Annotated in this window: 17 protein-coding genes and 1 tRNA gene; 10 read left to right on the top strand and 8 right to left on the bottom strand. The window is 57.0% G+C overall.

What is annotated here, in order from left to right; translation table 11 throughout:
- Nucleotides 1-30: 30 nt before the first annotated feature.
- Nucleotides 31-4,137 (bottom strand): hypothetical protein, encoded by a 4,107-nt coding sequence (locus DRW39_RS00220; protein WP_116104988.1) that lies wholly within the window; start codon nucleotides 4,135-4,137, stop codon nucleotides 31-33.
- 27 nt (nucleotides 4,138-4,164) lie between these two features.
- The gene (locus DRW39_RS00215; RefSeq protein WP_116104987.1) at nucleotides 4,165-7,869 is read right to left on the bottom strand and encodes a TonB-dependent receptor; all 3,705 of its coding nucleotides are present in this window, start codon (nucleotides 7,867-7,869) and stop codon (nucleotides 4,165-4,167) included.
- Nucleotides 7,870-8,120: 251 nt separating this feature from the next.
- Here DRW39_RS00215 and DRW39_RS00210 point away from each other — a divergent pair, with 251 nt between their 5' ends.
- The 5 genes from DRW39_RS00210 (at nucleotide 8,121) to DRW39_RS00190 (ending at nucleotide 12,563) form a co-directional block, all read left to right on the top strand.
- Nucleotides 8,121-10,727, top strand: a complete 2,607-nt coding sequence (locus DRW39_RS00210; protein ID WP_116104986.1) for a cellulase family glycosylhydrolase — start codon at nucleotides 8,121-8,123, stop codon at nucleotides 10,725-10,727.
- 181 nt (nucleotides 10,728-10,908) lie between these two features.
- Nucleotides 10,909-11,280 carry a PRC-barrel domain-containing protein gene (locus tag DRW39_RS00205; protein ID WP_116104985.1) on the top strand — a complete coding sequence of 124 codons (372 nt, stop codon included), beginning with the start codon at nucleotides 10,909-10,911 and terminating at the stop codon, nucleotides 11,278-11,280.
- Between the two features lie 301 nt (nucleotides 11,281-11,581).
- Nucleotides 11,582-11,761, top strand: coding sequence for a DUF6435 family protein (locus DRW39_RS00200; RefSeq protein WP_116105782.1), 180 nt, complete (start codon nucleotides 11,582-11,584; stop codon nucleotides 11,759-11,761).
- The gene (locus DRW39_RS00195) at nucleotides 11,761-11,904 is read left to right on the top strand and encodes a DUF2256 domain-containing protein (RefSeq protein ID WP_116104984.1); all 144 of its coding nucleotides are present in this window, start codon (nucleotides 11,761-11,763) and stop codon (nucleotides 11,902-11,904) included. Before DRW39_RS00200 ends, DRW39_RS00195 begins: the two co-directional genes overlap by 1 nt.
- Before the next feature lie 17 nt (nucleotides 11,905-11,921).
- Complete coding sequence (locus DRW39_RS00190) at nucleotides 11,922-12,563, top strand: heme-copper oxidase subunit III (protein ID WP_116104983.1); 642 nt, start codon at nucleotides 11,922-11,924, stop codon at nucleotides 12,561-12,563.
- Nucleotides 12,564-12,842: 279 nt separating this feature from the next.
- On the opposite strand, the gene prfB is transcribed toward DRW39_RS00190, so the two are convergent.
- The 6 genes from prfB to DRW39_RS00160 form a co-directional block, all read right to left on the bottom strand.
- Complete coding sequence (gene prfB, locus DRW39_RS00185) at nucleotides 12,843-13,931, bottom strand: peptide chain release factor 2 (protein WP_116104982.1); 1,089 nt, start codon at nucleotides 13,929-13,931, stop codon at nucleotides 12,843-12,845.
- A 79-nt stretch (nucleotides 13,932-14,010) separates the two neighbouring features.
- Complete coding sequence (locus DRW39_RS00180) at nucleotides 14,011-14,184, bottom strand: DUF4295 family protein (protein ID WP_116104981.1); 174 nt, start codon at nucleotides 14,182-14,184, stop codon at nucleotides 14,011-14,013.
- 53 nt (nucleotides 14,185-14,237) lie between these two features.
- Nucleotides 14,238-14,426, bottom strand: coding sequence for a 50S ribosomal protein L33 (rpmG, locus tag DRW39_RS00175; RefSeq protein ID WP_104420391.1), 189 nt, complete (start codon nucleotides 14,424-14,426; stop codon nucleotides 14,238-14,240).
- 11 nt (nucleotides 14,427-14,437) lie between these two features.
- Nucleotides 14,438-14,686, bottom strand: coding sequence for a 50S ribosomal protein L28 (gene rpmB / locus DRW39_RS00170; protein ID WP_116104980.1), 249 nt, complete (start codon nucleotides 14,684-14,686; stop codon nucleotides 14,438-14,440).
- An 81-nt stretch (nucleotides 14,687-14,767) separates the two neighbouring features.
- Nucleotides 14,768-14,844: transfer RNA gene (locus tag DRW39_RS00165), tRNA-Arg, on the bottom strand.
- A 77-nt stretch (nucleotides 14,845-14,921) separates the two neighbouring features.
- Complete coding sequence (locus DRW39_RS00160) at nucleotides 14,922-15,632, bottom strand: CPBP family intramembrane glutamic endopeptidase (protein WP_116104979.1); 711 nt, start codon at nucleotides 15,630-15,632, stop codon at nucleotides 14,922-14,924.
- A 65-nt stretch (nucleotides 15,633-15,697) separates the two neighbouring features.
- Between DRW39_RS00160 and DRW39_RS00155 the strand changes: the two genes are divergently transcribed.
- Genes DRW39_RS00155 through ffh form a run of 5 tightly spaced genes read left to right on the top strand, consistent with a single transcriptional unit; the run spans nucleotide 15,698 to nucleotide 23,071 of the window.
- Entirely contained in the window at nucleotides 15,698-18,625 is a 2,928-nt protein-coding gene (locus tag DRW39_RS00155; RefSeq protein WP_116104978.1) for a DEAD/DEAH box helicase, read from the top strand.
- A 16-nt stretch (nucleotides 18,626-18,641) separates the two neighbouring features.
- Nucleotides 18,642-18,794 (top strand): hypothetical protein, encoded by a 153-nt coding sequence (locus tag DRW39_RS22455; protein WP_198664729.1) that lies wholly within the window; start codon nucleotides 18,642-18,644, stop codon nucleotides 18,792-18,794.
- Nucleotides 18,795-18,830: 36 nt separating this feature from the next.
- The gene (locus DRW39_RS00150; RefSeq protein WP_116104977.1) at nucleotides 18,831-20,561 is read left to right on the top strand and encodes a sodium:solute symporter; all 1,731 of its coding nucleotides are present in this window, start codon (nucleotides 18,831-18,833) and stop codon (nucleotides 20,559-20,561) included.
- 11 nt (nucleotides 20,562-20,572) lie between these two features.
- Nucleotides 20,573-21,685 carry an MBL fold metallo-hydrolase gene (locus DRW39_RS00145; protein WP_116104976.1) on the top strand — a complete coding sequence of 371 codons (1,113 nt, stop codon included), beginning with the start codon at nucleotides 20,573-20,575 and terminating at the stop codon, nucleotides 21,683-21,685.
- A gap of 51 nt (nucleotides 21,686-21,736) precedes the next feature.
- Entirely contained in the window at nucleotides 21,737-23,071 is a 1,335-nt protein-coding gene (gene ffh / locus DRW39_RS00140; RefSeq protein WP_116104975.1) for a signal recognition particle protein, read from the top strand.
- The last annotated feature ends 510 nt before the right edge of the window (nucleotides 23,072-23,581 follow it).

Raw genomic sequence — 23,581 nt, 5'->3', positions numbered from 1 at the left:
TTTACGACCGCGAGGGTCGAAGAACTTTTATTACAGACCAGAGGGATCGAATTGACGCTGGACACCGAAGAACTTGATCGTCCGTTCACCGAGTCCGGGCGCCGCTACGTGAATCAGGTACACGCCGCTGGCTACCGGTATCCCCTTCTGATTGCGCAGATCCCATTCCAGGGCCGGAGAGATTTGGCGCTCCCCTACCGGGCGGTTGTCGCCCCGCAGCATGGATACGGTTTCGTCGCGGTTGTACTGGCGGATGAACTTCCCGTCGAGGGAGTAAATGGTCACCGTAGCCTCCGCGGGGAGGTTCGTAATCTTGACGTTGGTTTCAAACTGGCTATCCTCGTATACGCTGAAGCCGTAGTACGGATTCGGCACTACGTTGACCATATCCAGCGCCCGGTTCACGAGACTGTCATTGAGTTCGGTCCGGGCCTGTTTGCCATCGATACGGAAACGGTAAGTCGGGTACCCGTTCGTTTCGGGCGTTCCCTCCGCGTACTGGTAGGCATTGTTCACCCGTAGCTTGAGTGTGACGTCGTTGGGAATGATTCCGTCGGCGTACGACAGGTATTCCGTACCCGGGGCACTGATCGGGAAGCCGGCCCAGGTGATTTCCTGCAGGGCACGCACCTTACTGGTATTGAGGGGGCTGGGCCGGGGGAAGAGGCGGTCGTAAAGGCGGATACCGCCGTCGTAGGGCTGGTCGGTCACGTAGAAGAAGTGCTGAGCGCCCGCAACAAAGTCATAGACGCTGATATCATTGATGGCCGACTTCTGGAATATGGTATTCGAAGGGTTGAAGATCATATCGTCGCCATTACTGGGCGCGATGTAGTCGTCTCCCAGACGGCGACCGTCGTAGGTACTGTTTTCACCCCAGAAGATCTCCAGGCGCTGGCCGGTTTCCACGTCGACGGCGTAGCCCGGGAACCAACCCATACCGGTCGCGTAATCCGGATCGATTTCAGTGTCCCTGGCGGGGAGGCCATCGGGTCCGGCCTCGCGGGTCACGCTGGGCGCGTCGCGGGTGTCGAACATGGCCCGGTCGCTGTCGGTCTTGATGGCTTGCCCGCGGTAGGCGGCATCTTTATAGAAGTAGCTGCTAGTCTCCACTACCGGGCAGCGGCTCCATAGTGACTTGTCGGAGGTGAATACAATGTTGACGTTATTCAGTTCCGCGAGTTCCTGATTGCTAGCAACCGCGTCGTTGAGCCGGTACTCGGAGAGGTAAACCGGCGTAACGAAGGGGACCCGACCGTCATTCTCCAGCCAGTCCATCAATTTATAGGGAACCACTCCGGGAAACATATCGGTCAGCCCGCGGTCACGGTCGAGCGCGTAGAACCGGTCGTCTAGACCATCCGTGGCGACGTAGTCAAATGCATTCTGATTGATTTCCAGGCTATTCGACTCGATGGAAAACCCGTCCGGGATGAAGAGCAACCAAGGATCCTGCTGGGGCTCCGCATAGGTGAGCGTTGCCCCGATGGCGCCGTTTTCGTCCCTGCCGGTGGTACCGGGTTCGGCCACGTCGCCAATGCGCACCGAAAATCCGTAGGTGCCGATGACCTGCTCGTTGTTAACGTCAATGGGGCGCTCGCTGACGATGGTCGGTACGTTACAGTCTCCAAGGCAGCGGAGCGTCCAGTTGACCGGAGCGGTGAGTTCCCGGTCGTCCATATCGTCGTCGACAAAGGTCAGTTCGTAGTCACCGTCGCGAACGTCCAGTGGGTTGGCGATGAAGACATCGATGGGTCCCGCGCCCCTTTCGTAGGTGAGTTCCGGCAGGCGGTTGTCACCCGCCGCGATGACGGATTCCAGTTGCGCCAGGGTGCTATCGGTCAGGTCGAGGAACGTTCCGTTGTTACCGGTTCCGCTAAGGCGGGTTACCTGCGCACCGTCGCCATATTCCGCCTGTAGCTCCCGGTCGAGAATGGGCCGGGGAATCGCCACGTAGAAATCGTTGCCGGTAAGCGGGTCCCCGATGTTTCGGGTCGACGCAACGTACTGTACGGATTGGCCCGGAGAAACGGCATCGAAGGGGTCGAATTCCTCGTAGTTATTGTAAGCGTAGGCAATGACGGCGAAGTAGTACCGCCGGTGATTGATCAGCCGGGTATCGTTGCCGCTGGCAAAGGCATCCGTCGTGATGCTAATACTATGCCGGATACCCTCGTCCCGACCGTCGACGATCAGCTCGGGCACGTAGTAGGTCTGGTCGATCGGGTTGTTGGGGTCCTGGTCCGGGTTGAGGCCCGTCCAGTTGAATAAGCGGGTAATACCATTGGATATGTCGTAATTGGCGACCTCCCGTACCCGGTCGGGATTGCCGATATCATCGAGGCTTGCGTCCGGGCTAGCCAGCTGAAAAACGCGATAGCCCTCGAAGCGGTAGAGGCTGTCCTGCCCGGGGGGGACACCAAGGCCGGCTTCCTCATAGGCCTCCTCGTAGTTGTTGCTAGTGCGATCGTTGGAGAAGAGCATGACGACTTCCTGGTCCAGTTCCAGCAAGTCGACGTCGGGAGCATCCGGTCCGTCCAGCCGGTCGAAGCAGTTATCGAAGAGCGCCTGGGCGAGGTCGTCCGCTTGCTGGAGCCGTTGAATGGAGGGCGCCGGATAGGTTTGATTGGGTACCCATACGACTCCGATGATCAGCTCATTGACCGCCCCGGGCTGGAGGGTAAAGGGACCGGAAGCCTGGATGGTACGGCGGTCCCCGAAGGGCAGTTCCTCGGTCGTCATGTTCCAGCCGGTTTGATTCGGTGGGTCGGGGAAAGCGTAGCGCGTCACCTCGGCTCCGGCCTCGTCGTAGCCGTCTCCGGCGTTTTGCAATAAGGAACCGTCGCGCCATCTGCCCTGCAGGTAGTTGTAGTACTCTTCGGCCGTGCTGGGGTCGGTGGTGGCATTGGGGGGAGCGCCCACCGCGGCATTGTTGTAGTAGACGAAGGAGCTCATGCCCAGTTCCCGCTCTCCGATCTGGTTACCGTTGACGTCGTAAAGGGGAGCGCGTGGTCCACGGAAATAGTCGACGCCCAGAATGGGAATCTGGTCGCAGTAGGTTTCGACACCGCCGTCGCAGGTACAACCCGAAGCGCCGTCCAGCTCATCTTCGTTGTAGACATAGGCTAGTGACCGGCTCGTGTCGCTGCCGATGTAGTCGTCGGTGGCGCAGCCCAGGTCGGGATCCACCCACATGGCGAAGTAGGTATCCAGGATGTCTTCCTGGGCCCGGTTGATCAGCTTATAACGCTGAAAGGTCATGTTGTTGATGTCGTCGGAGCTGGAGAAGGCGAAGGCTTGGACCTGCACCTCCATCTGAATTTGTAGCGGCGTATTTGACTGCCGGTGTACGTTACCGGCGTCGTTGTAGATCCAGAACGTCATCTCCTCCGGGTATTCGGGGAGTTGATTACAGCCCCGGATTTCGATGATCGGGTAATCGCCCCGTGTAGGATCGTAGAGGCCGTCGAGGTCTTCGTCCCAGAATCCGGCCAGTCCCCCACCCTCGTTCGGATTGGGCAATTCGAAGCCGTTTTGCTCCAGGAAAAAGGGATTACCGACCGAGGGCCAGCCCAATATATCGTCGGAAATGATATCGGGATCCAGGGGCAGTGTCTCGTTCTCCAGCGCTAACTGATAGTCGGCGATAAGTTGCTGGATGTTTTCTCCCCGGACCGTGAAGAAACGGTCCCACCGCTCACAGGTGTCCCGCTGGACGGTGCCCTGGGGGGTGAGTGGGCCGGGGTAGAAATCGAATTCGCCCGATCCTCTGCCATAATCTTGCGCCGCGACCTTCAATCCGCCGCCGGGATCACGCCCCCCGAGCCAAACGGCACCGGCATAGATCGAACTTACTTCCGGCACACCGGGCGGGGTCTTCGGTACGATGTAGCGACCGTTGGTGCCGTCCCACCAGACGTCCCCACCGGTGGTGAGGCGGGCGCGGACGTTATTGATCTCCATTTCCGTTTGCCGGATGGCATTGTCACAGGCCTCCCGGAAATCGATACGCTGTTGCTCGGATGGCGTAGCGGGGCGCGACCTGGCGGGCCCAGGCCCCTTGGCGGCCAGGGGCAAGCCCGGCAGCAGTAGCGCCGTGCAGGTAATAAGAGAAAGTAAAGCTTTTGGCAATCGCATAGCAAAAGGTTGGCTGGGGGGCGGGGATTATATACCAAAGCGCACACCGATGTACATCCGTCGGGGCAAACTAAAAAAGTCAGGGTTCAGGATACGCCACTGGTAGCTATCGAGGTAAGCTTCCACCGGCCGGGTTCCGCCCAGTAGGCTCTCGATCTGGTCACGGCCGAAGCTGCTCTGTAAAAATCCGGGATCGTCCGGTGTACCGGTAGCGGTGTAGACGGCGAGGGTGTTGCGGCGGTTGAGGATGTTGCTCACCCGGAAGTAGACGTTAAGCCGGGGTTGACCGGCCACCATGAAGCTCTTTTCAACCTGACCGTTGAGGGTGAAATTCCAGGGGTTGCGGCTACCATTGAGGCCGCCCTGAGTGCCTGCTCCTTCGAGTTCCCGCGGAATGAAGGTAGCGGTGAACGGCCGTCCGGAAACCGTAACGCCCTGCAGGTTGAAGCCCGACCGATCGAGCCATTTGGGAATGTTTGCACGACGTGCATCGAAGCGGTAGTCGAAGACCAGGTTAAAGCGGTGTCGCTCGTCGAAGGACAGCGGGAATAAGGTGCGCAAGTTACCCCGGTTGGTGAGTCCGCGCTGACTGGTGGAGTTGCTCCCCGTACCGTCAGCGAATTGGAGGGTGTAGTTCGCGTTGACCGTGACGTTGCTGGTCCGCCGCAGGTCGTAGGTGAAGCTGAAACCCTTTACGGTGCCGAAATCCTGATTGTCGTAGGTGGTATACTGATTGACCAACGGCACCGGGAAATACGTACGTAGCTGGATCATGTCGCGCAGTTCCTTATAGTACGCTGCCAGGGTCAGGGCGGAGGTAGCGCTGATCCTGGTTTTAAATCCGACCTCGTAATCGATGGTCCGCTCGGGACGCAGGGCCGGGTTATCGAAGGGGCTGTTGGTCGACCCCGGGCGCTCCACGAAGTAGTAGTAATCCAGGGGGGTAGCGATGACGTTGTCCGGCGGCCGCTGGACCAGCACGTCGTAGTGAGCGAAGAAGTTGGCTTCGCCGGATATCGGAAAGGAAAAAGCCAGGCGGGGCATGATGTTGTACTGCACCTCGTAGTCCTTGAAGGAGCTTTCGACGGTGAAGTCCGTGGTCTTGATGAAGTTATTGGATTCCGCCACGGCGGGATTGGCGTAACTCGGGAAGACGAGTCCCGACCGGATGCCCTCGATCTCCTGGGGGCCGTTCGTTGGGGTACCGTCGGCCTGGAACCAGTTGTCCCCGAAGCGGTAGGCCTGCACCTGATCGCCTCCCTCCTCGGTGGTGTAGACGACGTAATCTTCATTGATATTCCCTGGCCGCTCTCCACCGAAGCGGTCGTGGAAGGTTTCCGCCCCGGCGATCTCGTAGAGGGAGTAGGGGTCCTTCAGGACGCGGGTATTGGCGTCGTAGCGATCGGCGCGGATGCCCGCCCGGAAAATGATGTTGTTGATGGTGAATTTATCCTGTAGGTAGACCGAGCCGTAGATCGGTTTATTGGGCGCCACGAGAAACCGCCGATTCCCCGTAGCCGGATCGATGGCGAAGAAATCGTCGAAGGAGCCATTGACCTCATTGCCGAGGTAATCGTATCCGTAGTAGTCCACCAACTGGGCGAAGGTGAGTTCCTGCGCGCTGAATTGGTCAAGCGACAGCTGGTCCGGCGAGAGCGCATCGATATTAACGTACTGATCGAGGGGAATTCCGAGTTCCTCCCGGATCCGCCGGTAGAAAGTACCCGCGTCCTCCTCGATCGTGGGGGCTACCACCGTGGCGGGTCCCCGGTAGCGGACGTTGTCGGCAACCAGGTCTACTTCGATATCACCGATCACTCGGTTGGAGGTATCAACGGTATTGAGGTGGCGATTGATGAGCTGGCGACCGGTGGTCCAGAGGCCATTCGGATTCACCCGGTATTCCCGGTTGGTGCGCTCCTCGTAAAGAAAGCCCAGCTGGATGCTGTGGCGACTCTTGTCGGAATCCCCCGGCACCAGCTCGAAGTTGGCATTCGCCTGTAGCGTGATGATATCATTGTCGTTTCGCTGGTAAAGATTGTATACGGTTCCCACGTTAGTGTGAAACCCCCAGCTGTCTTGGTACAGGGTCTGGGTACGCCCGTTGACGGACGCGAAGCCGTCGAGGGTGGGAATGGGGGAACCGTCTGGCGTAAACTGTTGCACCCCCAACTGGCCGTAGGCATCGGACGTAAAGAGATTATCGGGCCCGTAGCCGAGGTAGTTATTGTAGTTGGTCAGGATCGGATTAGTCGAGGCGGTGCCGTCGAAGTTTCGCAGCACTTCGCGGTAGTCAACCTGTGTCGCGCCGACGGGGAAGTTGTCCTCGTCGAAATCAATCTCGTATACCGGAATATAATCCACGTCGAACCGCCCGACGTAACCGTAGTCGAAGAAGCGGTCTCCGTGCACCGGATCGTTAATGCCCAGGCGATTGTTCTCGTAAGTCCCCTGTAGGGTGTAGCTGGCATTCTGGATGAGGCCGCGACGACCGCCCGCCTCATTCGCGTCGCCGGCACCGCCAAGACGGTGGCGGAAGCGAAAATTGACACGGTAATCATCGTCCACCCGCGTCGGGTTGCGGGAGGCATTGTAGGTGCGCCAGCTTACGGCGGTGCCATTTTCACTCGGTGTCAGCTGATCATTGTTTTTACCCAGAAATCCGGAGAGGGAAACGTCAATGGCGTCGCTGATCCGGGCATCCAGTTTGGCGTTGATGTTGAGGATATCCTGGCTTTCGTAGGGCCGCGTGTCCAGTGCCAGAACATCCTGGTTCGTCAGGAAATCCGCGGCGACGAAGGGACGGCCGTCCCGGACGATGACCGGGTTGGCCTCCAGCTCGGCCAGTACGTCGTCCCGAACCCGGTAAATGGGTACCGCGCTGGGATCGTCGTCCTCCCGGTAGGTGTAGCGTCCGCTCAGGCGGAAGCCCAGCAGGGCCCGGTCGTTGCCCCGTTTGATGATCGGTCCGGATACGGCCACTCCCACCAGGCTGTTGCCGTAGGGGTCCAGGCCCTCGCTCGTTTCCGCTTCGGCATTGAACCGGAATTCGCTACTCGGCCCCTTGGTCGTGATGGAGATGATTCCGCCGGTAACGTCTCCGTAGCGGGCTTCCAATCCACCGGTAATTACCTGCAGCTGCTCGATTTCGGATTCCGGCAGCATGTTTTCCTGGACCCGGACGCCGTCTACGTAGTAATCGGTCGCATTGCTCCGGGAACCGCGGATGGTGATGGCATCACCCTCATCGGCCGCCGACGCACCGGCCGTGATCGAAGCAAGTTGGTTGATGTTGCGGGTAGGTAAACGCTGAATTTCGTCGGAGGTGATGGTCTGGCCGGAGGTCGTATTGTCGATTTCGATCAGGGGGACTTCGTAGCTGGTGACCACGACGACGTCCAGATTGACCCCACCCTCGTTGGTGACGTCTACGTCGGCGACGTTCGTCCGGCCGGGCAAGACGGGTATATCGTTGATGCGGGTGGGCGGATAGCCGGTGTAGTTGACTTCGATGTCGTACGTACCCGGGTCGATGTTGGAGAAGAAGTAATTACCGCTGAGGTCGGTGGTGACCCCCTGGACGAAGGCATCGTCCTGAAAGAGGGAAACGGCGGCGAAGGCAAGTGGCTCGTTGCCGCTGTCTACGTCTACTACCTTGCCGGAGAGTGCCGTCTGGGCCGTCGCGAAAAAACAGGTCAGTAAAAATAAAAGCGAGAGTAACGTTTGTTTCATACGGCGTCGGTTGGGGAAGCGACAGGTGCGTAGTGAGCGCGGTCCTTACAAAAATGCAAAACTGCCGAGTAGGATTCGCACGCATGAGGAAGGTGGTACCACGAACGACAAAACTTTGCCTCCGAAAGGTAGCAAAGTATTTGGCCACCGGGAAAAGCATATCTTCCTGACCGGCCGCCGGCCCCGTCGGAAGCTCTTTATCCTGCGCTCCGCCGCCGGCCTGTTTCATCTAAAGTCGAACAACGCAACCTATGACCCGATTTTACCTCTTTCTCCTGTGCGCCACGCTCTATTCAGCCGCCAACGCCCAGATCACCCCCGCCGACGCCGTAGCCGAAATGGGCAGAGGCATCAACCTCGGCAATACCCTGGAACCGCCCAACGAAGGCGACTGGAACAACGGCCCGGCTGAGGAGGCCTACTTCGACGCCTACGTCGAGGCCGGCTTTACCAACGTGCGCATTCCCGTCCGCTGGGACGAACACGCCGCCGAAACCGCGCCCTACGCTATCGATTCCGAATGGATGGACCGGGTAGAGCAAGTCGTGGACTGGGGGCTGGAACGCGACCTCTACATCACGCTCAACGGTCACCATGAGGACTGGCTAAAGGAAAGCTACGATGACCCCGCTTCCCGGGCCCGCTACGACGCTATCTGGGTACAGATCGCCGAGCGTTTTCAAGACAAATCGGAAAAGCTACTCTTCGAGATCATCAACGAGCCCTTCGGCATGACCGTGGCGGAAGTCGACGACTTGAATGAACGTGTACTCGGTATTATCCGCGAGAACAACCCGACTCGCCTGGTCATCTTCGGCGGCAACCAGTATGCCAATGCCGAGGAGCTGCTGGCGGCGGCCGTACCGGAAGATGACTACCTCATCGGCTATTTCCATTCTTACCACCCCTGGTCCTTTGCCGGGGAAGGGGTAGATACCTGGGGAACGTCGGCCGACTATGACGCGCTCGACGACAAATTCAGCCGGGTCAACGACTGGTCCGTCGCAAATGATGTACCCGTACACCTGAGTGAGTTCGGCGCGGTTCGTGACGCGGATTACAACAGCCGCATGCGCTACTACGCGGCCTACGTGGAAGCGGCGTTGCGGTATGGCTTCGCTTTTTCGGTCTGGGACGACGGAGGCATGTTTGGCATCCTCGACCGGGAAAATAATACCTGGCCGGAGGTGAAAGATATCCTGGTGAATACCTATGCCGATTCACCGACCGATCTGCTGCTAACGCCTTCGTCGGCTGAGGAAATATTGAATCCGACGGTAGGACTGACATGGACCAACCGGAGCACGGACGATAGCATACACGTCGAACGGCGCATCGACGACCAGCCGTTCGATACCGTTGCCACGCTGGCCGCCACCGCAGAGGTTTACACGGACACCTCCGTCATGCTGGACATGGAGTATACCTACCGGATTACGACCCAGCGTGCTGACGGTACGATTTTGCAGTCCTACCCCGCCCGCGCATTCGTCGGCACCCTTCCGGAAGAACCCGCCGGGGGCGGCATCATCAACTACGCCGATAACCTCGACACGGCGGCCATGCGCTTTAGCGGAACGCCTGATGGAATCACCTATGCGGTATCGGATGGCGTACTGACCATTACCGGGGACGGTTCCTCGCCGAACTACCAAACTTTCCGCTACACCCTGCCCGATGCCCTGCGGGCCGATGCGGCACGGTCCGGCAACCTGCTCTACATCGGTGCCCGCACCCTCAGCGGGGAGGCCGTCAACCTACGGATCGACCTGATCGATGAAAACGATATCCACACGACGAATGCGGGCCGCACCGTCAGTGTATCCGGTACGGAATTCACCGATTACCTGCTGGACTACACCGGTGGATACCAGGATGGTGGATACGGAGGCACGAGCTGCACTTCAGAGGAGGCACCCTGTACCGTTGACGGCAGCCGGATCGTCGCGCTGGCCATTTATCCGGAACCCGTCGACGGTGGCTTCAACGAAACCATCGAGATCGACTACCTGAGTTTCGGGGTCCCGCTAAATGCGGATGCCGGCCCGACCGGTGTGATCGATTACCGCGATGACCTGGACGGAGCGACCGACCAGTTCGTCGGCCAAGCAGCCGGCCTAACGTACTCGGTAACGGACGGCGTACTGGAAATCGTCGGTGACGGATCGGCTATGACCTACCAGACCGTCCTTTACAACGTACGGACCGCCGACGGGGATCCCCCAACCGCCGACGTGCTGAACTCCGACAACATGCTCTACGTGCGTGCACGGACGGCAAGTGGAGACGTCGCCAACGTGCGCATCGACCTGATCGACCAAAACAACTACCATACTACTCTGGCGGGACGGACCGCCAGTGTCGAGGGAAGCGACTACCAGATTTACCAGTTCGATTACGAGGACGGTTATCGGGATGGCGGTTACGGTGGCACGACCTGCACCCAGGAAACGCAGCCCTGTCCGGTTGACGGTCAACGGATTTCGAGCCTGGCTATCTATGTTGATCCAACCACCGGTGGGTTCAACGATACGCTGTTTGTCGACTGGCTGAGTTTCGGGAGCGAGCTGTCTACTTCCGTAACGGAGTCCCCATCCCTGACCGGAGTGAAAGTGTACCCCAATCCAGCGCGCGACCAGCTCAACGTCGACTACCATCAACTGCAGGCCGGCGAAGTACACGTCGAACTGGTCGATGGCCTGGGCCGCACCGTGCGCCAGAAGCAAAGCGGATGGCAAGCGGCCGGAAGGCAGACTATTCCCCTCGAGGTGGTTGACCTGAATGCGGGTATTTATTATTTGCTGTTGCGCACGGCGGGAGAGCGTAGGTTCTCCAGCCTCCCGGTAATCATACGGTAAGTCGAGGCGGGCAGGTGGCCGGTCGAATGGAAGCACCTAAGACAACCGATTGTAAAATAATTGCTTACATATTAAACAATTTGCTTACATACGTTGTTATATTAGTGTATTTTGATTTGATAACAAGCGGGAAATAATATTTAGCATATACCACTAGTACCGCACTAAGACATACCTAAAAATGAATAACCTGATTTTAAGCTCGACCTCGATCACCGGAACCAACGTCACCAACCAAAAAGGTGAAAGTCTCGGTGAGATAAAAGACCTCATGATTGATACCGAAACCGGTACCGTAAATTACGCGGTACTCTCATTCGGTGGCTTCCTGGGACTAGGCGATAAATACTTCGCCATCCCGTTCGAAGCATTCAGCGTGAATACCACCACCGAAAAGTTCGTCCTGAACGTCAACAAAGACCGACTGGAGAACGCACCCGGATTTGACAAGAATAGTTGGCCCAAAACCAGCGATCACCAATACTGGGAAAGCCTGTACAAGCACTATGGCGTAGAACGCCGCTCTTACGTAGCGCAGCGCCAGACCGCCTAACATTCGGCTGAGTGGACTTCCACTAACCTAAACCCCTCAAATAGCCCCTTCCGACACTTGTCGGACGGGGCTTTTTCTATTTGACGGCCCACACGACAGGCTGTTACCGCCGCGGTGCGAACTATGGCATGCGCGTCCTCCGCATCTGCGATAGGAAGCAGTAATTGGTTGGATCGCGACGGTGCGCAGGTAAAGAAGATTGTCAGGAGAGCGATCATGGTCGAATACCTCATACCCAATTAACCATGCCTCCGTTTTTAGCCGCAACCTAATGGGGGGCAGTCCGTTAGAAAGAAAACACATGTTCGGACTATTTAAGAAGGACCCCATCAAGCAACTTGAGAAAGAGTACAGCCGCCTGCTGGAGGAGGCCATGGCCCTACAACGAGGAGGTGATATCAAAGGTTACGCAGCTAAATCCGCCGAAGCCGAGGCCGTGATGGATCGTATACTCGAAATGAGAAAAGACGGGAAAGGCTAATGGCGCACAAGAAAGCGAACTTACCTACCAAGATCTGCGCGGTGTGCGGACGTCCATTTACCTGGCGCAAGAAGTGGGCCGCGGTGTGGTCGGATGTACGCTACTGTTCCGAGCGGTGTCGCCTTAACAAACCCCGCGACTAGCGGGTCAACGCTACTTTATGTACAACCGACCACACGAGATAGACCGGCCGGTGGACGAAAGTGAAGACAACTTCGCCTTTCACCCCAAGAACATTTACCTGTCGCTGCTACTATTTTCCCTTAGCATGTTGTTCCTGGCCATGACGGCGGCCTTCGTGTATACGCGTATACAAAGCAACCTGCCGCCGATTCAGTTGCCATTGCTCTTCTTGTTGAATACCGTCATACTGCTCGGTAGCAGTTATACCATGGTACGCGCGAAACAGGCTTATCGGGCAGACGATACCCATGGGTACCAACGCATGCTGTGGTACACCCTTTACCTGTCGCTCTTCTTCATGGTGATGCAGGGAATAGCCTGGTATCAGTTGTTTAGCCAGCAGATATACATCACCAGCGACAACTCCGCCGGCTACCTTTATGTAATATCGGCACTCCACTTCGCGCACGTGATCGGTGGTCTGCCTTTTTTGGGCCTGTTTTTATACCGGGCCCGGAAATATATGCGCGAACCCGTCAGTGTCTTGGTTTACTTCAGCGACCCCGATAAACGGCTCAACCTGAGGTTATTGACGATCTACTGGCACTTTCTCGACGCCTTATGGATCTACCTGGTTTTATTCTTTTTGATCAACCAGCTTATCTGGACCTATCTTTGATCTATTAAATAGAATAAGATTATTTATATTAATAAACCAATTAGTCAGTTTCGTCACCCCCTTTTACCGGCCTGTATCTAATACTCTTGTAATCAGCTAATTATAAGATTGGCACGAAGTTTGATTGCTATAGGGCGACAGACAAGAAGACTTTGATTATCCACGAGTTTACTACTCCTTTACATTTTGATTTTGGCTACATTCTGACACTGTGAACATAACACCTTTCCTTAAACACTTGAACCCTGCAAGCACCCGGAGCGAACTCCGGGTGCTTTTTTATTTGGCCTCTCCGCTCCAGCGAAGATAAGCCTTCAAAAAATCCTCTATATCCCCGTTGAGTACGGCGTCCGTCTGACTGGTTTGCCAGTTGGTGCGGTGATCCTTCACCCGACGATCGTCGAGCACGTAGCTCCGTATCTGGCTGCCCCATTCATTGGATGTCTTACCGGCTTCTATCTCATCCTTTGCCGCCCGCTGTGCTTCCAGCTCCCGCTCGTAGAGCCGACTCTTTAGCATATTCAGCGCCCGCTCCCGGTTCTGATGCTGACTGCGCTCTTCCTGACATTCCACCACGATGCCTGTTGGTTCGTGCGTCACGCGCACTGCCGACTCCGTTTTGTTGACGTGCTGACCACCCGCACCGGAGGCCCGGAAGGTATCCCAACGAATATCAGCGGGATTGATCTCCACCTCGATGGTATCATCCACCCGTGGGTGCACGAATACAGAGGCAAAACTCGTCTGCCGCTTGCCCTGCGCATTGAAGGGACTGATGCGAACCAGTCGGTGCACCCCGTTCTCTCCCTTCATCATACCGTAGGCGAAATCACCGATGATTTCCAGGGTAGCCGATTTGATGCCCGCCACGTCGCCCGGCGTTTCGCTGGCCAGGCTCACCTTATAGTCGGCATACTTGTCGGCGTACATGGTATACATACGCATCAGCATCTCGGCCCAGTCGTTACTCTCCGTTCCGCCCGCTCCGGCGTTGATCTCCAGAATACAACCCAGCTCATCCTCCGGGCGGTTTAGCGTAGCCCGGAACTCCGCGTCGTCCAGTACGGCGAGGGTTTCCTCGTAGCGTCCGGCTACTTCTTCCTCGGTTCCTTCCCCTTCTTTCAGAAACTCCTGCAGAATTTCCAGCTCGTCAACTCGATCGGCAACCTTCTGGTACTGGGCGACCCAATTCTTATGGCTCTGTAACTCCTTCATGATCGTTTCGGCGGAGGAGGAGTCGTTCCAGAATTCCGGATCTAGACTACGCTGGGTAAGATCCTCGATTTTGAAGCTGCGCGCCTCTACGTCCAGGTAACCGCGCAGAAGAGAGAGTCGGGATTGAAGGTCTTTGAGTTGATCGTTGGTCATAGTATTCGGTAGGTGGCGGGCGCAAGGAAGCCCGGCCCGCAATTAGCGGACCGGGCTTCCGGAAGATTCGTAGTTGGATTTACTTATTCTTCATGAAGTCATCCAACTTGTCTTTGTGGATCATGACTTCCTTGTAGGAGTAGCTGCCCGTTTCGGGGTTCTTGATGGACTGGACGACTTTTACGTAGTCGCGTCCGGAACCGGCGTTTGCCGCCCGCTGTCCAACGCGTGAGTTCTTTGATACCTTAGCCATAGTTGCTTTCTTTTAGTCGGAAAACGGCCGGGAGCCACCGACGGTTGAGGTGTTTACTTGATTTCCCGGTGCAGCGTCATACGCCGCAGGTTGGGATTGTATTTTTTGAGCTCGAGGCGACCCGGCGTGTTCTTACGGTTCTTCTCGGTGACGTAGCGGCTGGTACCGGCGACGTTGGTCTCTTTCTGTTCGGTGCACTCCAGAATGATCTGGTTGCGGTTTCCTTTGCTCTTCTTAGCCATGGTGACGGAGATTAAAGCTTAATGCCGGTTTCGATGCCCTTGCTTTCCAGCTTCTTGATGAAAGCGTAAACACCCAACTTATTGATGGTACGCATGGCGCTGGTGGATACACGGAGCGTCACGAATTTATCGAGTTCGGGTACGAAAAAGCGCTTCTTCTGAATGTTGGGTACGAAACGGCGCTTGGTTTTCCGGTTAGAGTGGCTAACGTGGTTGCCGCTGACCGGCTTCTTGCCCGTGAGTTTGCAGACTTTAGACATAGCGAAATGGCGTTGCTATCAAAAATACCCACCTGAAACAGGCGGAAAAAAAAAGCAGACCGCAGCCTGCTCTGAAGTTATTGGTGACCGCGTCAGGATTCGAACCTGAAACCTCTTGATTCGTAGTCAAGTGCTCTATCCAGTTGAGCTACGCAGCCATACGCCCCTTTCGGAAGCGGTCGCAAAGGTAAGTATATCTTTTTTAATCGCCAAACCCTTCGCCCATAAAAAGATCTTACGATTGTCTTTCCAGCGCCCAGTTCAGTAGTCCGCCTACGGCATCAATGGCGGTATGCAACAGTATCAGCGGCCACAGCGTGCCGGTGCGGTAGTAGAAAAATCCGAAAAGCAGCGCCATGGCCACGATCTTGATCACCGCCTGGGCACCCTGGTAATAATGCGCCAGGCCGAAGGATACGGCGGGAAACAACAGGGTAACCGCCGCCGCCCAGGGCTCCGAACTGGTGAGCAGCTCGCGCAGATAGGTGATCATGAAGCCGCGGTAGACGATCTCCTCCCCTACCCCGGCGGCCAGGCACAGAAACAAAAAGTGGAGGTACTCCCCGCCGTTTGCCGGCAAAAAACCCAACTCCCTGAATTTTTTCCTGGTTTCGTCCTGGCGTTCTGGGTTCCCGATCTCACCGTACAGGTCCACACCGTACAGTACCAGGAACAGGAAAATAACGCCTACCGCTACCGAATCGTAGGGAAGTTCCCCCCACCCCAGGCCGAATTCGGAGTACGGTCGGCCGGTGAAATACCAGACGATCATCACCAGGGCGGCCAGGCTAAGGAGCAGGCTGCCGTTCGCGTAATACATTCGCACCTTGAGCCCCGACGTCCAGCGAAGGGAGCGCGCGGACGTGCGTTTTCCCGTCGTAACGAAAAGAACCGTAGGGATAATTACCCCGAGTAGAAGGAATACGACATGAAGGGCCAGGGACACGGGGCAAAAATACGTAGCCGGCCTACCTTTATCGCCTTTTTGAACCCAAACACCTGATCTTCCCCTTGCAGGCCGCCGTCCTCTTCAATCTTTTCGAGTTTCGTACCGGCATTTGGCTGACCAAAGCCTACGTCGTCGGGCTAGACGGCGGGGGACGTCCCCGCGTCGTACACACCGCCGCCCGCCAGGGTACCACGGCAGCCTACGGACTGGAAAGCAGCGATGCGCTCGAGGAAGCACTAATCCTGGCCGAGCAGCTACGCGAAAAATCCGTGGCCGAGCATTTTCGGAAGGGGGCAAAGAAGATGCCTACCCTGGCCGGCCTGATTAAGACCGGTAGCAAGGAAAGGGAATCGGTCCTGCGCTACATACACGCCCGTACCGCCGCCTTGCTCGAACGCTGTCGCGCGGAGGAATTTTTTGTCACCGCCAATCTCAATCCCCGCTCCTCTCCCGCTTCCCACCTGCTCTCCTTTGCACCCCAAGCCTGGGAACCGTTATTACAATTCAGTCTGTTACCGGAGAAACTGGAATACCGGCTTCGGCTATCCTCCCCCTCGGGCGAATCCAGAACGATACGCCAACTCGATCCCCGTGTTATTACCAACCGGCCGACGCCGGGATGGATCCTGGTTGACAAGCGCCTGGTGCCCCTGCGCGATCTGAAGGGGGATGCCGTACGGCCCTTCCTGACGCGGGATGTCGTGGACATCAGCCTGGAAAAGATCGGCACCTATATCCGTAAGTTCATCGCGCCGGCGGCCCGCCACCACGAGATTACAGTTGACGGCTTTCCCTACGAAACCGTGACAAAGCCAGACGGCCTGCGCATCGCCGCCCGTCCACATCCCTTTACGGAAGGCTATCTTATTTACGTCTCCATCGTTTACGGTGATCAGTCTTTCCCGTTTGGCGACCCGGAGTCCGTAGGGGTAAGTTATACGCTTCGCGCGCCCTACCGACTAACGAGGACGGTGCGCGATTTTGCCGCGGAAAAAGAGTTACTGCGTCCCCTCACTGACCTGGGGCTATCGCCTACCGAAGGCAACGAAGCCCTGTCGCTTTCTGCCCGCCCGGGTACCTATGAAAACCTGGCCTGGCTCCTGCGGGAAGCAGCATCCCTGCGTAACGCCGGTTTTGACATTCTGACGCCCGAAGACGCCGGTCAGCGCTTTACCGAAGTTGAGGGCACCTTGACGGTTTCCGCCGAGGAACGTGGGGACTGGCTAGACCTGCGCGGCACGGTGATCGTAGGCGATGAAACGATCCCCTTTCCGTCCCTGGTCCGCTACCTGCAGCGGGGGGAACGTCGCTACCCCCTATCCGATGGGACGATATTCCTGATTCCGGAGGACTGGTTTACGACCTACGGTCCCAGCTTCGAACTGGCCCGCATCGATAAGCAGGGCGTGCGCATGGCCCGTAGCCAGGCGCCCCTGCTCCAGCGGTCAAAGATTAAGGTCGACGAAAAAGAAATTACGCCTCCCGATCCCACCGGACCGATTCCCCCTACCGACCTGCGCGCGGACCTGCGGGGCTACCAATTGGACGGCGTACGCTGGCTCGTCCAGCATTACCACGAACGCCTGGGGGCTTGCCTGGCCGACGATATGGGTTTGGGAAAGACCCTCCAGACGATTGCCGTGCTTCTTTATGCCAAAAACCGGCTGGGCGAGACGGAGCGGCCGGACGGACAGCAAATGGACCTCTTCGGCGGAGCGGGGGCCGACGAGTCGTTTCTTCGCCCGTTGCGCGCCCTGATTGTCTTACCCGCCTCCCTTGTATACAACTGGGAAGCGGAGATCCGTCGGTTTGCCCCCACGCTTTCCGTACAGGCAAATGTGGGCACCCGGCGGCTACGGGACGCCCGCGTGCTGAGTCGGTTTGACGTTGTCATCACCACCTACCAGACGGCCCTGCGCGACAAAGACATACTATCCAGAATAGACCTGGAATACATCGTCCTGGACGAAAGTCAGCAGATCAAGAACCGGCAGAGCAAAGTCTTTCGGGCGCTCAGCGGCCTGGATGCCCGGCACCGGGTAAGCCTGTCGGGGACCCCGATCGAAAACTCCCTGAGCGACCTCTGGTCGCAAATGCAGTTCATCAACCCCGGATTGCTACGGGGATTTGCCTTCTTCAAGAAGAACTTCATGGTACCGATTGAGGTACACGACGACGAGTTGCGCAAGCAACAACTTCGTGAGTTGGTGGCTCCGTACTTGCTGCGGCGGACTAAGGCGGAGGTAGCGCCGGATCTGCCGGATCTTGATATTCAATTATGCTACTGCACCATGACCAAGGCGCAGCACCGGCTGTACGAACAGGAGCGCTCGGCGGCCCGCAATGCTTTGCTCGGCACCGCATCCGGAGAGGAAAATGCGAGCTACAAGTTGTTGGTGATCCAGGCACTTACCCGGCTCCGCCAGATTGCCAATCACCCCGTTCTGGCCGAACCGGATTACGATAAAGACAGCGGCAAACTGGAAGAAGTGCTGGAACAGTGGGAGACTATCCGGAGATCGGGCCATAAGGTGCTCGTCTTCAGCAGCATGGTGGGTTACCTGGAGTTGTTTCGCAATCACGTGGAAAGGGAAGGGCACCAATATGCGTGGCTGACCGGTGCCGTCAATAGTCGACAGCGGGCCCGGGAAGTGGAGCGTTTTCAGACCGAACCCGGGGTAGGCACCTTCTTCATCAGCATCAAGGCGGGGGGGACCGGGCTCAACCTCACCGCGGCGGACTATGTCTTCATCCTTGACCCCTGGTGGAACCCGACAACGGAAGCTCAGGCGATCGCCCGCGCCCACCGCATCGGACGCAGCGGCAAGGTGATTGCCCGCAAGTTCCTGACCCGCGGCACCCTGGAAGAAAAGATATACCAACTGCAGCTCCGAAAACGGCAGCTGGCCGAGGATATCATCGGCAGCGGAGAGGCGCTGGACCTGGATCGGGGCGAGATCGCCTTCCTCCTCGGAGGGGAAGAAGGCTAATCCCTACCTTGTGGGCATGAACGAGCAGGAGTTGATTTCAGACGAGGAACCGGAGAACGACGAACCACCCGTCCTGGGCAGCTGGAAAAATTTTTATACGGTTGTCCTGGTTCTACACCTGATGCTGCTGATTGCCTTTTACCTTTTTTCCCGTGCCTACACCGTTTAAGACGAACGCTCACCCCTTCGTAACCCAAGCTGATCTATGAAGACACTTGACTGGTTGGTCATGATCGGCACCCTTGCCGCGATCGTGAGTTACGGAGTTTACATGACCCGTAAGGTCGATAACGTAAAAAGCTACCTGCTCGGCGACCGGGATTTAAAATGGTGGACCATCGGGCTGTCGGTGATGGCCACGCAGGCCAGTGCCGTGACTTTTCTAAGTACCCCCGGCCAGGCCTATAACGATGGCCTCGGCTTTGCCCAGTTTTACTTTGGCTTACCGATTGCGATGGTGGTGCTTTGCATCTTCGTACTGCCCATCTATTACCGGCTGAAGGTCTATACCGCCTACGAATACCTGGAAGGGCGATTCGACTTACGGGTGCGAACGCTGACCGCTTTGCTGTTTCTGCTGCAGCGGGGGCTTGCGGCGGGCATCACCATATATGCACCGGCAATCGTGCTATCCACGATCCTGAACTGGCCGCTTAGCGTCACGATACTGGTGATCGGGGCCGTCGTGATCTTTTACACGGTGGTCGGGGGCACCAAGGCCGTCTCCGTCACGCAGAAACAACAGATGATCGTCATTCTCTGTGGCATGTTCATCGCGGGCGTGGTGGTGGTCCTCAAGCTGCCCGAGGGGATCGGGTTCAGTGACGCCATCGGCGTGGCGGGGCACCTCGGTAAGCTTCAGGTCGTCGACTTGGAATTCGACCTGAACGACCGGTACAACATCTGGTCGGCCCTCCTGGGCGGAACCTTTCTATTCCTATCGTACTTCGGTACGGACCAGTCGCAGGTCCAGCGCTATTTAAGCGGAAAAAGCCTGGCCGAAAGTCGATTGGGCCTGCTCTTCAACGGCATCTTCAAAGTTCCGATGCAGTTCCTGGTTCTCATGGTCGGCATCCTGGTGTTTGTATTCTTCCTCTTCCAGGCGCCGCCCGTTCACTTCAACTCGGCGAACCTCGATAAGCTCCGGGCATCCGAATACCAACCCCAACTCGAAGAGCTGGAGGCCGAATACAGCATTATCGGTGAGGAAAACCGCGTAGCCAGCGTAGCCATGGCCGAAGCCCTGCGTCGTGAGGACGAGCCCGCCATTGCCGAGGCCCGTACCGAGGTGGAGCGTACGCTACGGGAAAGGGACAATATCGCAACGGCCGTCGATTCGTTGATCACGCAATACGATCCCGAGCTGATCACCGAAGACCGCGACTACGTCTTCATCACCTTCATCACCAAGTACCTGCCGGTCGGGCTGGTCGGGTTATTGCTCGCGGTCATCTTTTCCGCCGCTATGTCCAGCACGAGTTCGGAGCTGAACGCCCTGGCAACCACCAGTGTGGTGGATATCTACCGCCGGTCGTTGGTCACCGATCGGGATGACGCCCATTACCTGTCCGCCAGTAAGTGGTTTACGGTCGGCTGGGGCATGATCGCTCTGGGTTTCGCCGCCGTGGCTAACCTGTTCGACAACCTCATCCAGGCCGTCAACATTATCGGCTCCCTGTTCTACGGGGCCATCCTGGGTATCTTCGTCGTGGCCTTTTTCTATAAACGGGTAGGTGGACGGGCCGTCTTCAACGGCGCCCTGCTCGGACAGCTCTTCGTCACCATCACCTTCGTCCTTAGTTGGATCGGGGTGATCGATCTGGCATTCCTTTGGTTAAATTTGATCGGCTGTGTACTTACGGTCGTCTTCGCGCTGCTTCTCGAGAATACGAATAAGGCCGCTACCTTGACGGACCCAAAGAAAACCATGCAATAACCGGCACCTCCATGAAACCACACTGGCTCGTAGGTTTGGCTCTGTTACCCGTGGGGTATGTTGCTCGGAAATTCCGCAACGACCCCCAGTTCGGGGCATCACTGGCGGAGATGAAAAAGGATGACTACCAGGGTACCGCGGCCTGGAAAATGGGGCGCTTCCGCAATCTGGACAAAACCAAGCTACGGGAGGACATGCGCAGCCTCCTCGGTGATTTGTACGGATACCTAAAGGCAAAAAACACCCAGCCTACCACCCCCCTGCCCGTGGCCGTTGCGGAAAAGACCAGCACCCCCGATCCGGATCAGGACTATGTCACCTGGTACGGGCATTCGGCCCTTCGGCTGGAAACGGCCGGCCGCACGGTACTCATCGACCCGATGCTCGGTGAATGGGTGGCCCCCGTTCCCTTCTTAGGGCACCGCTTCCCCTACAAGGATTACCACCCGCTGCAGGGCATCGGCAACATCGATCTTATGCTGTTCTCCCACGATCATTACGACCACCTGGACTACGATACCCTGATGGCCGTAAAGGATCGCACGGCTGCCTACCTGGTCCCCCTCGGCATCGGCGCTCACCTGAGGAGTTGGGGGATCGATTCGGAGAAGATAACGGAGATCGACTGGTGGGAAACGGTCAACATAGCCGGCCTGGAGATCACCGCCACGCCCGCCCGCCACTTCAGCGGCCGTAGCCCTTCCACCCGGAACAAGACACTGTGGTGCGGCTTCTTCATCCGCACCGCCCACCATAAAATCTACTTCGGTGGGGATAGCGGCTACGGTCGGCACTTTAAGCAAATTGGCGAACGGCTGGGCCCCTTCGATCTGACGATGCTCGATTCCGGCCAGTACCACGATCACTGGAAGAACGTCCACATGCAACCCGAGGAAGCCCTCACGGCTAATCAAGATCTGGGCGGCAAACAATTACTCCCCATTCACTGGGGCGGCTTCAGCCTATCGGATCACCCCTGGTACGATCCCGTGGAACGCATCATGGCCGCCGACACGGAGCAGTGCGTGCTCACCCCACTGATCGGCCAGCGTTTTGCCGTCGGCGACGGGACCGACTGCCGGGACCGCTGGTGGGACCGCAGCGGGCTGACCCGCGAGGAGTAAACTTCGGGCCGTTCGGATGTTTACTACCTTTGCGGGGTAAACGCCAAGAATATGTTTGACAACCTAAGTGACCGCCTGGAAGGGGCCTTCAAATCGTTGACCGGAGACAACAAGATTACCGAGATCAACGTGGCCACCAGCCTTAAGGAGATTCGTCGCGCGCTGGTAGCGGCCGACGTCAACTATAAGATTGCCAAGGAATTCACCGACAAGGTGAAAGAAAAAGCGCTGGGTACGGAAAACGTCCTGCGCGCCGTCAAGCCCGGCCAGCTGATGGTCAAAATCGTACAGGACGAACTGACCGAACTGATGGGCGGGCAGTCCGTCGGGATCAATGCCAAGGGCGATCCGGCCGTCATTTTGATCGCGGGCCTGCAGGGTTCGGGAAAAACCACCTTCAGCGGAAAGCTGGCTAAATTCCTCAAGGAAAAGAAAAAGGATAAGGTACTGCTCACGGCCTGTGACGTGTACCGCCCCGCCGCCATCGATCAGTTGACCGTGCTTGCCGGTCAGGTCGGCGCCGAGATCTACAAGGAACCGGAGAATAAGAACCCGGTAGAGATCGCCCTCAATGCCATCGACTACGCCAAGCAGAATAAGTTCGACGTCGTCATCGTCGATACCGCCGGTCGCCTTTCGGTGGATGCAAAGATGATGCAGGAGATCAGCGACGTCCGCCAGGCCATCAGCCCCAACGAGACGCTCTTCGTCGTCGACTCCATGACCGGTCAGGACGCGGTGAATACCGCCAAGGTCTTCAACGAGCGCATCGACTACGACGGTGTCGTCCTTACCAAACTGGACGGCGACACCCGCGGCGGTGCGGCCCTTTCGGTCAAGTACACCGTCGGCAAACCCATCAAATTCGTCAGCACCGGCGAGAAGATGGAGGCCCTCGACGTCTTCCACCCCGACCGGATGGCGCAGCGGATCCTCGGCATGGGTGATATCATCTCTTTCGTGGAACGGGCCCAGGACCAGTTCGACGAGGAGGAGGCCAAGCGCCTCGAGAAGAAGATGAAGAAGAATAAATTCGACTTCAACGACTTCCTCAGCCAGCTGGCCCAGCTGAAGAAAATGGGGGACATGAAAAGCCTTTTGAACATGATTCCCGGCATGTCCAAGGCGATGAAAAATATTGATATCGACGATACCGCCTTCACCCGCGTGGAAGCTATCATCTATAGCATGACTCCGGAGGAGCGACGTAGCCCCGAACTTCTGAACCTGAGTCGTAAGAAGCGCATCGCGCGCGGTTGCGGACAGGGGATGGATGACGTCAATCGCTTCATCAAGCAGTTCGACCAGATGCGTAAGATGATGCACAAGCTGTCCAACAACCCGATGATGGCCCAGATGGCCGGCAATTTCAAGGGAAAAAGGTAATCAGCTAATCACTCCCTGCGTGTCTACTGCAGTTGCCTGACATGGGGTAACGAAAAAACAATAGCATTTTTTAGGGTGACCAATAGAGCCTTTAGGGCCACGGAACCGGCGCGGATAGCTTACCAACTCAATTCGTTAAAAACCTTTTAACGATCGCGTAATAATCCTTGCGGTACGCCCGTTTTTAAGGTGAGTTCAATGATAAATTGGAATCCAGCTACATAATCTTCATGTATGTAGTTATCGTGTTTTGTTCATAGTGTCTCTCTAGCGTCGGTGCTCGGTCCTGTTTTTGGAAATGATTTAGGCTTATTTGGACCCGAGCACCGACTCCACTATCACACGAAAAAAAAGCTAACCGGGGCTTATGTGTCCTGGCACCAGTTCTCCATGTCCTCTGGAGCGTGGATGACTATACTCGTGGATACGAATGCATCTTTATTCGTTCCCGAAAAAAAATCTAATCAGCGGAAAACCGTTCAGACGGCCATTCCGTAGATGTGTTGTGTT

It is taken from the genome of Lewinella sp. IMCC34191, assembly GCF_003390935.1.
Lineage (GTDB): Bacteria > Bacteroidota > Bacteroidia > Chitinophagales > Saprospiraceae > Neolewinella.
The sequence above is the reverse complement of the archived record's forward strand: the minus strand, read 5'-3'. Positions and strand labels throughout refer to the sequence as shown.

Excerpts from the sequence above, each read along its gene's own strand:
- DRW39_RS00205 (WP_116104985.1), top strand. The coding sequence starts at position 10,909 with ATGAATAACCTGATTTTAAGCTCGACCTCGATCACCGGAACCAACGTC.
- DRW39_RS00210 (WP_116104986.1), top strand. The coding sequence starts at position 8,121 with ATGACCCGATTTTACCTCTTTCTCCTGTGCGCCACGCTCTATTCAGCC.
- rpmB (WP_116104980.1), bottom strand. The coding sequence starts at position 14,686 with ATGTCTAAAGTCTGCAAACTCACGGGCAAGAAGCCGGTCAGCGGCAAC.
- rpmG (WP_104420391.1), bottom strand. The coding sequence starts at position 14,426 with ATGGCTAAGAAGAGCAAAGGAAACCGCAACCAGATCATTCTGGAGTGC.
- DRW39_RS00195 (WP_116104984.1), top strand. The coding sequence starts at position 11,761 with ATGGCGCACAAGAAAGCGAACTTACCTACCAAGATCTGCGCGGTGTGC.
- DRW39_RS00215 (WP_116104987.1), bottom strand. The coding sequence starts at position 7,869 with ATGAAACAAACGTTACTCTCGCTTTTATTTTTACTGACCTGTTTTTTC.
- ffh (WP_116104975.1), top strand. The coding sequence starts at position 21,737 with ATGTTTGACAACCTAAGTGACCGCCTGGAAGGGGCCTTCAAATCGTTG.
- prfB (WP_116104982.1), bottom strand. The coding sequence starts at position 13,931 with ATGACCAACGATCAACTCAAAGACCTTCAATCCCGACTCTCTCTTCTG.
- DRW39_RS00200 (WP_116105782.1), top strand. The coding sequence starts at position 11,582 with ATGTTCGGACTATTTAAGAAGGACCCCATCAAGCAACTTGAGAAAGAG.
- DRW39_RS00150 (WP_116104977.1), top strand. The coding sequence starts at position 18,831 with ATGAAGACACTTGACTGGTTGGTCATGATCGGCACCCTTGCCGCGATC.
- DRW39_RS00145 (WP_116104976.1), top strand. The coding sequence starts at position 20,573 with ATGAAACCACACTGGCTCGTAGGTTTGGCTCTGTTACCCGTGGGGTAT.
- DRW39_RS00180 (WP_116104981.1), bottom strand. The coding sequence starts at position 14,184 with ATGGCTAAGGTATCAAAGAACTCACGCGTTGGACAGCGGGCGGCAAAC.
- DRW39_RS00190 (WP_116104983.1), top strand. The coding sequence starts at position 11,922 with ATGTACAACCGACCACACGAGATAGACCGGCCGGTGGACGAAAGTGAA.
- DRW39_RS22455 (WP_198664729.1), top strand. The coding sequence starts at position 18,642 with ATGAACGAGCAGGAGTTGATTTCAGACGAGGAACCGGAGAACGACGAA.
- DRW39_RS00220 (WP_116104988.1), bottom strand. The coding sequence starts at position 4,137 with ATGCGATTGCCAAAAGCTTTACTTTCTCTTATTACCTGCACGGCGCTA.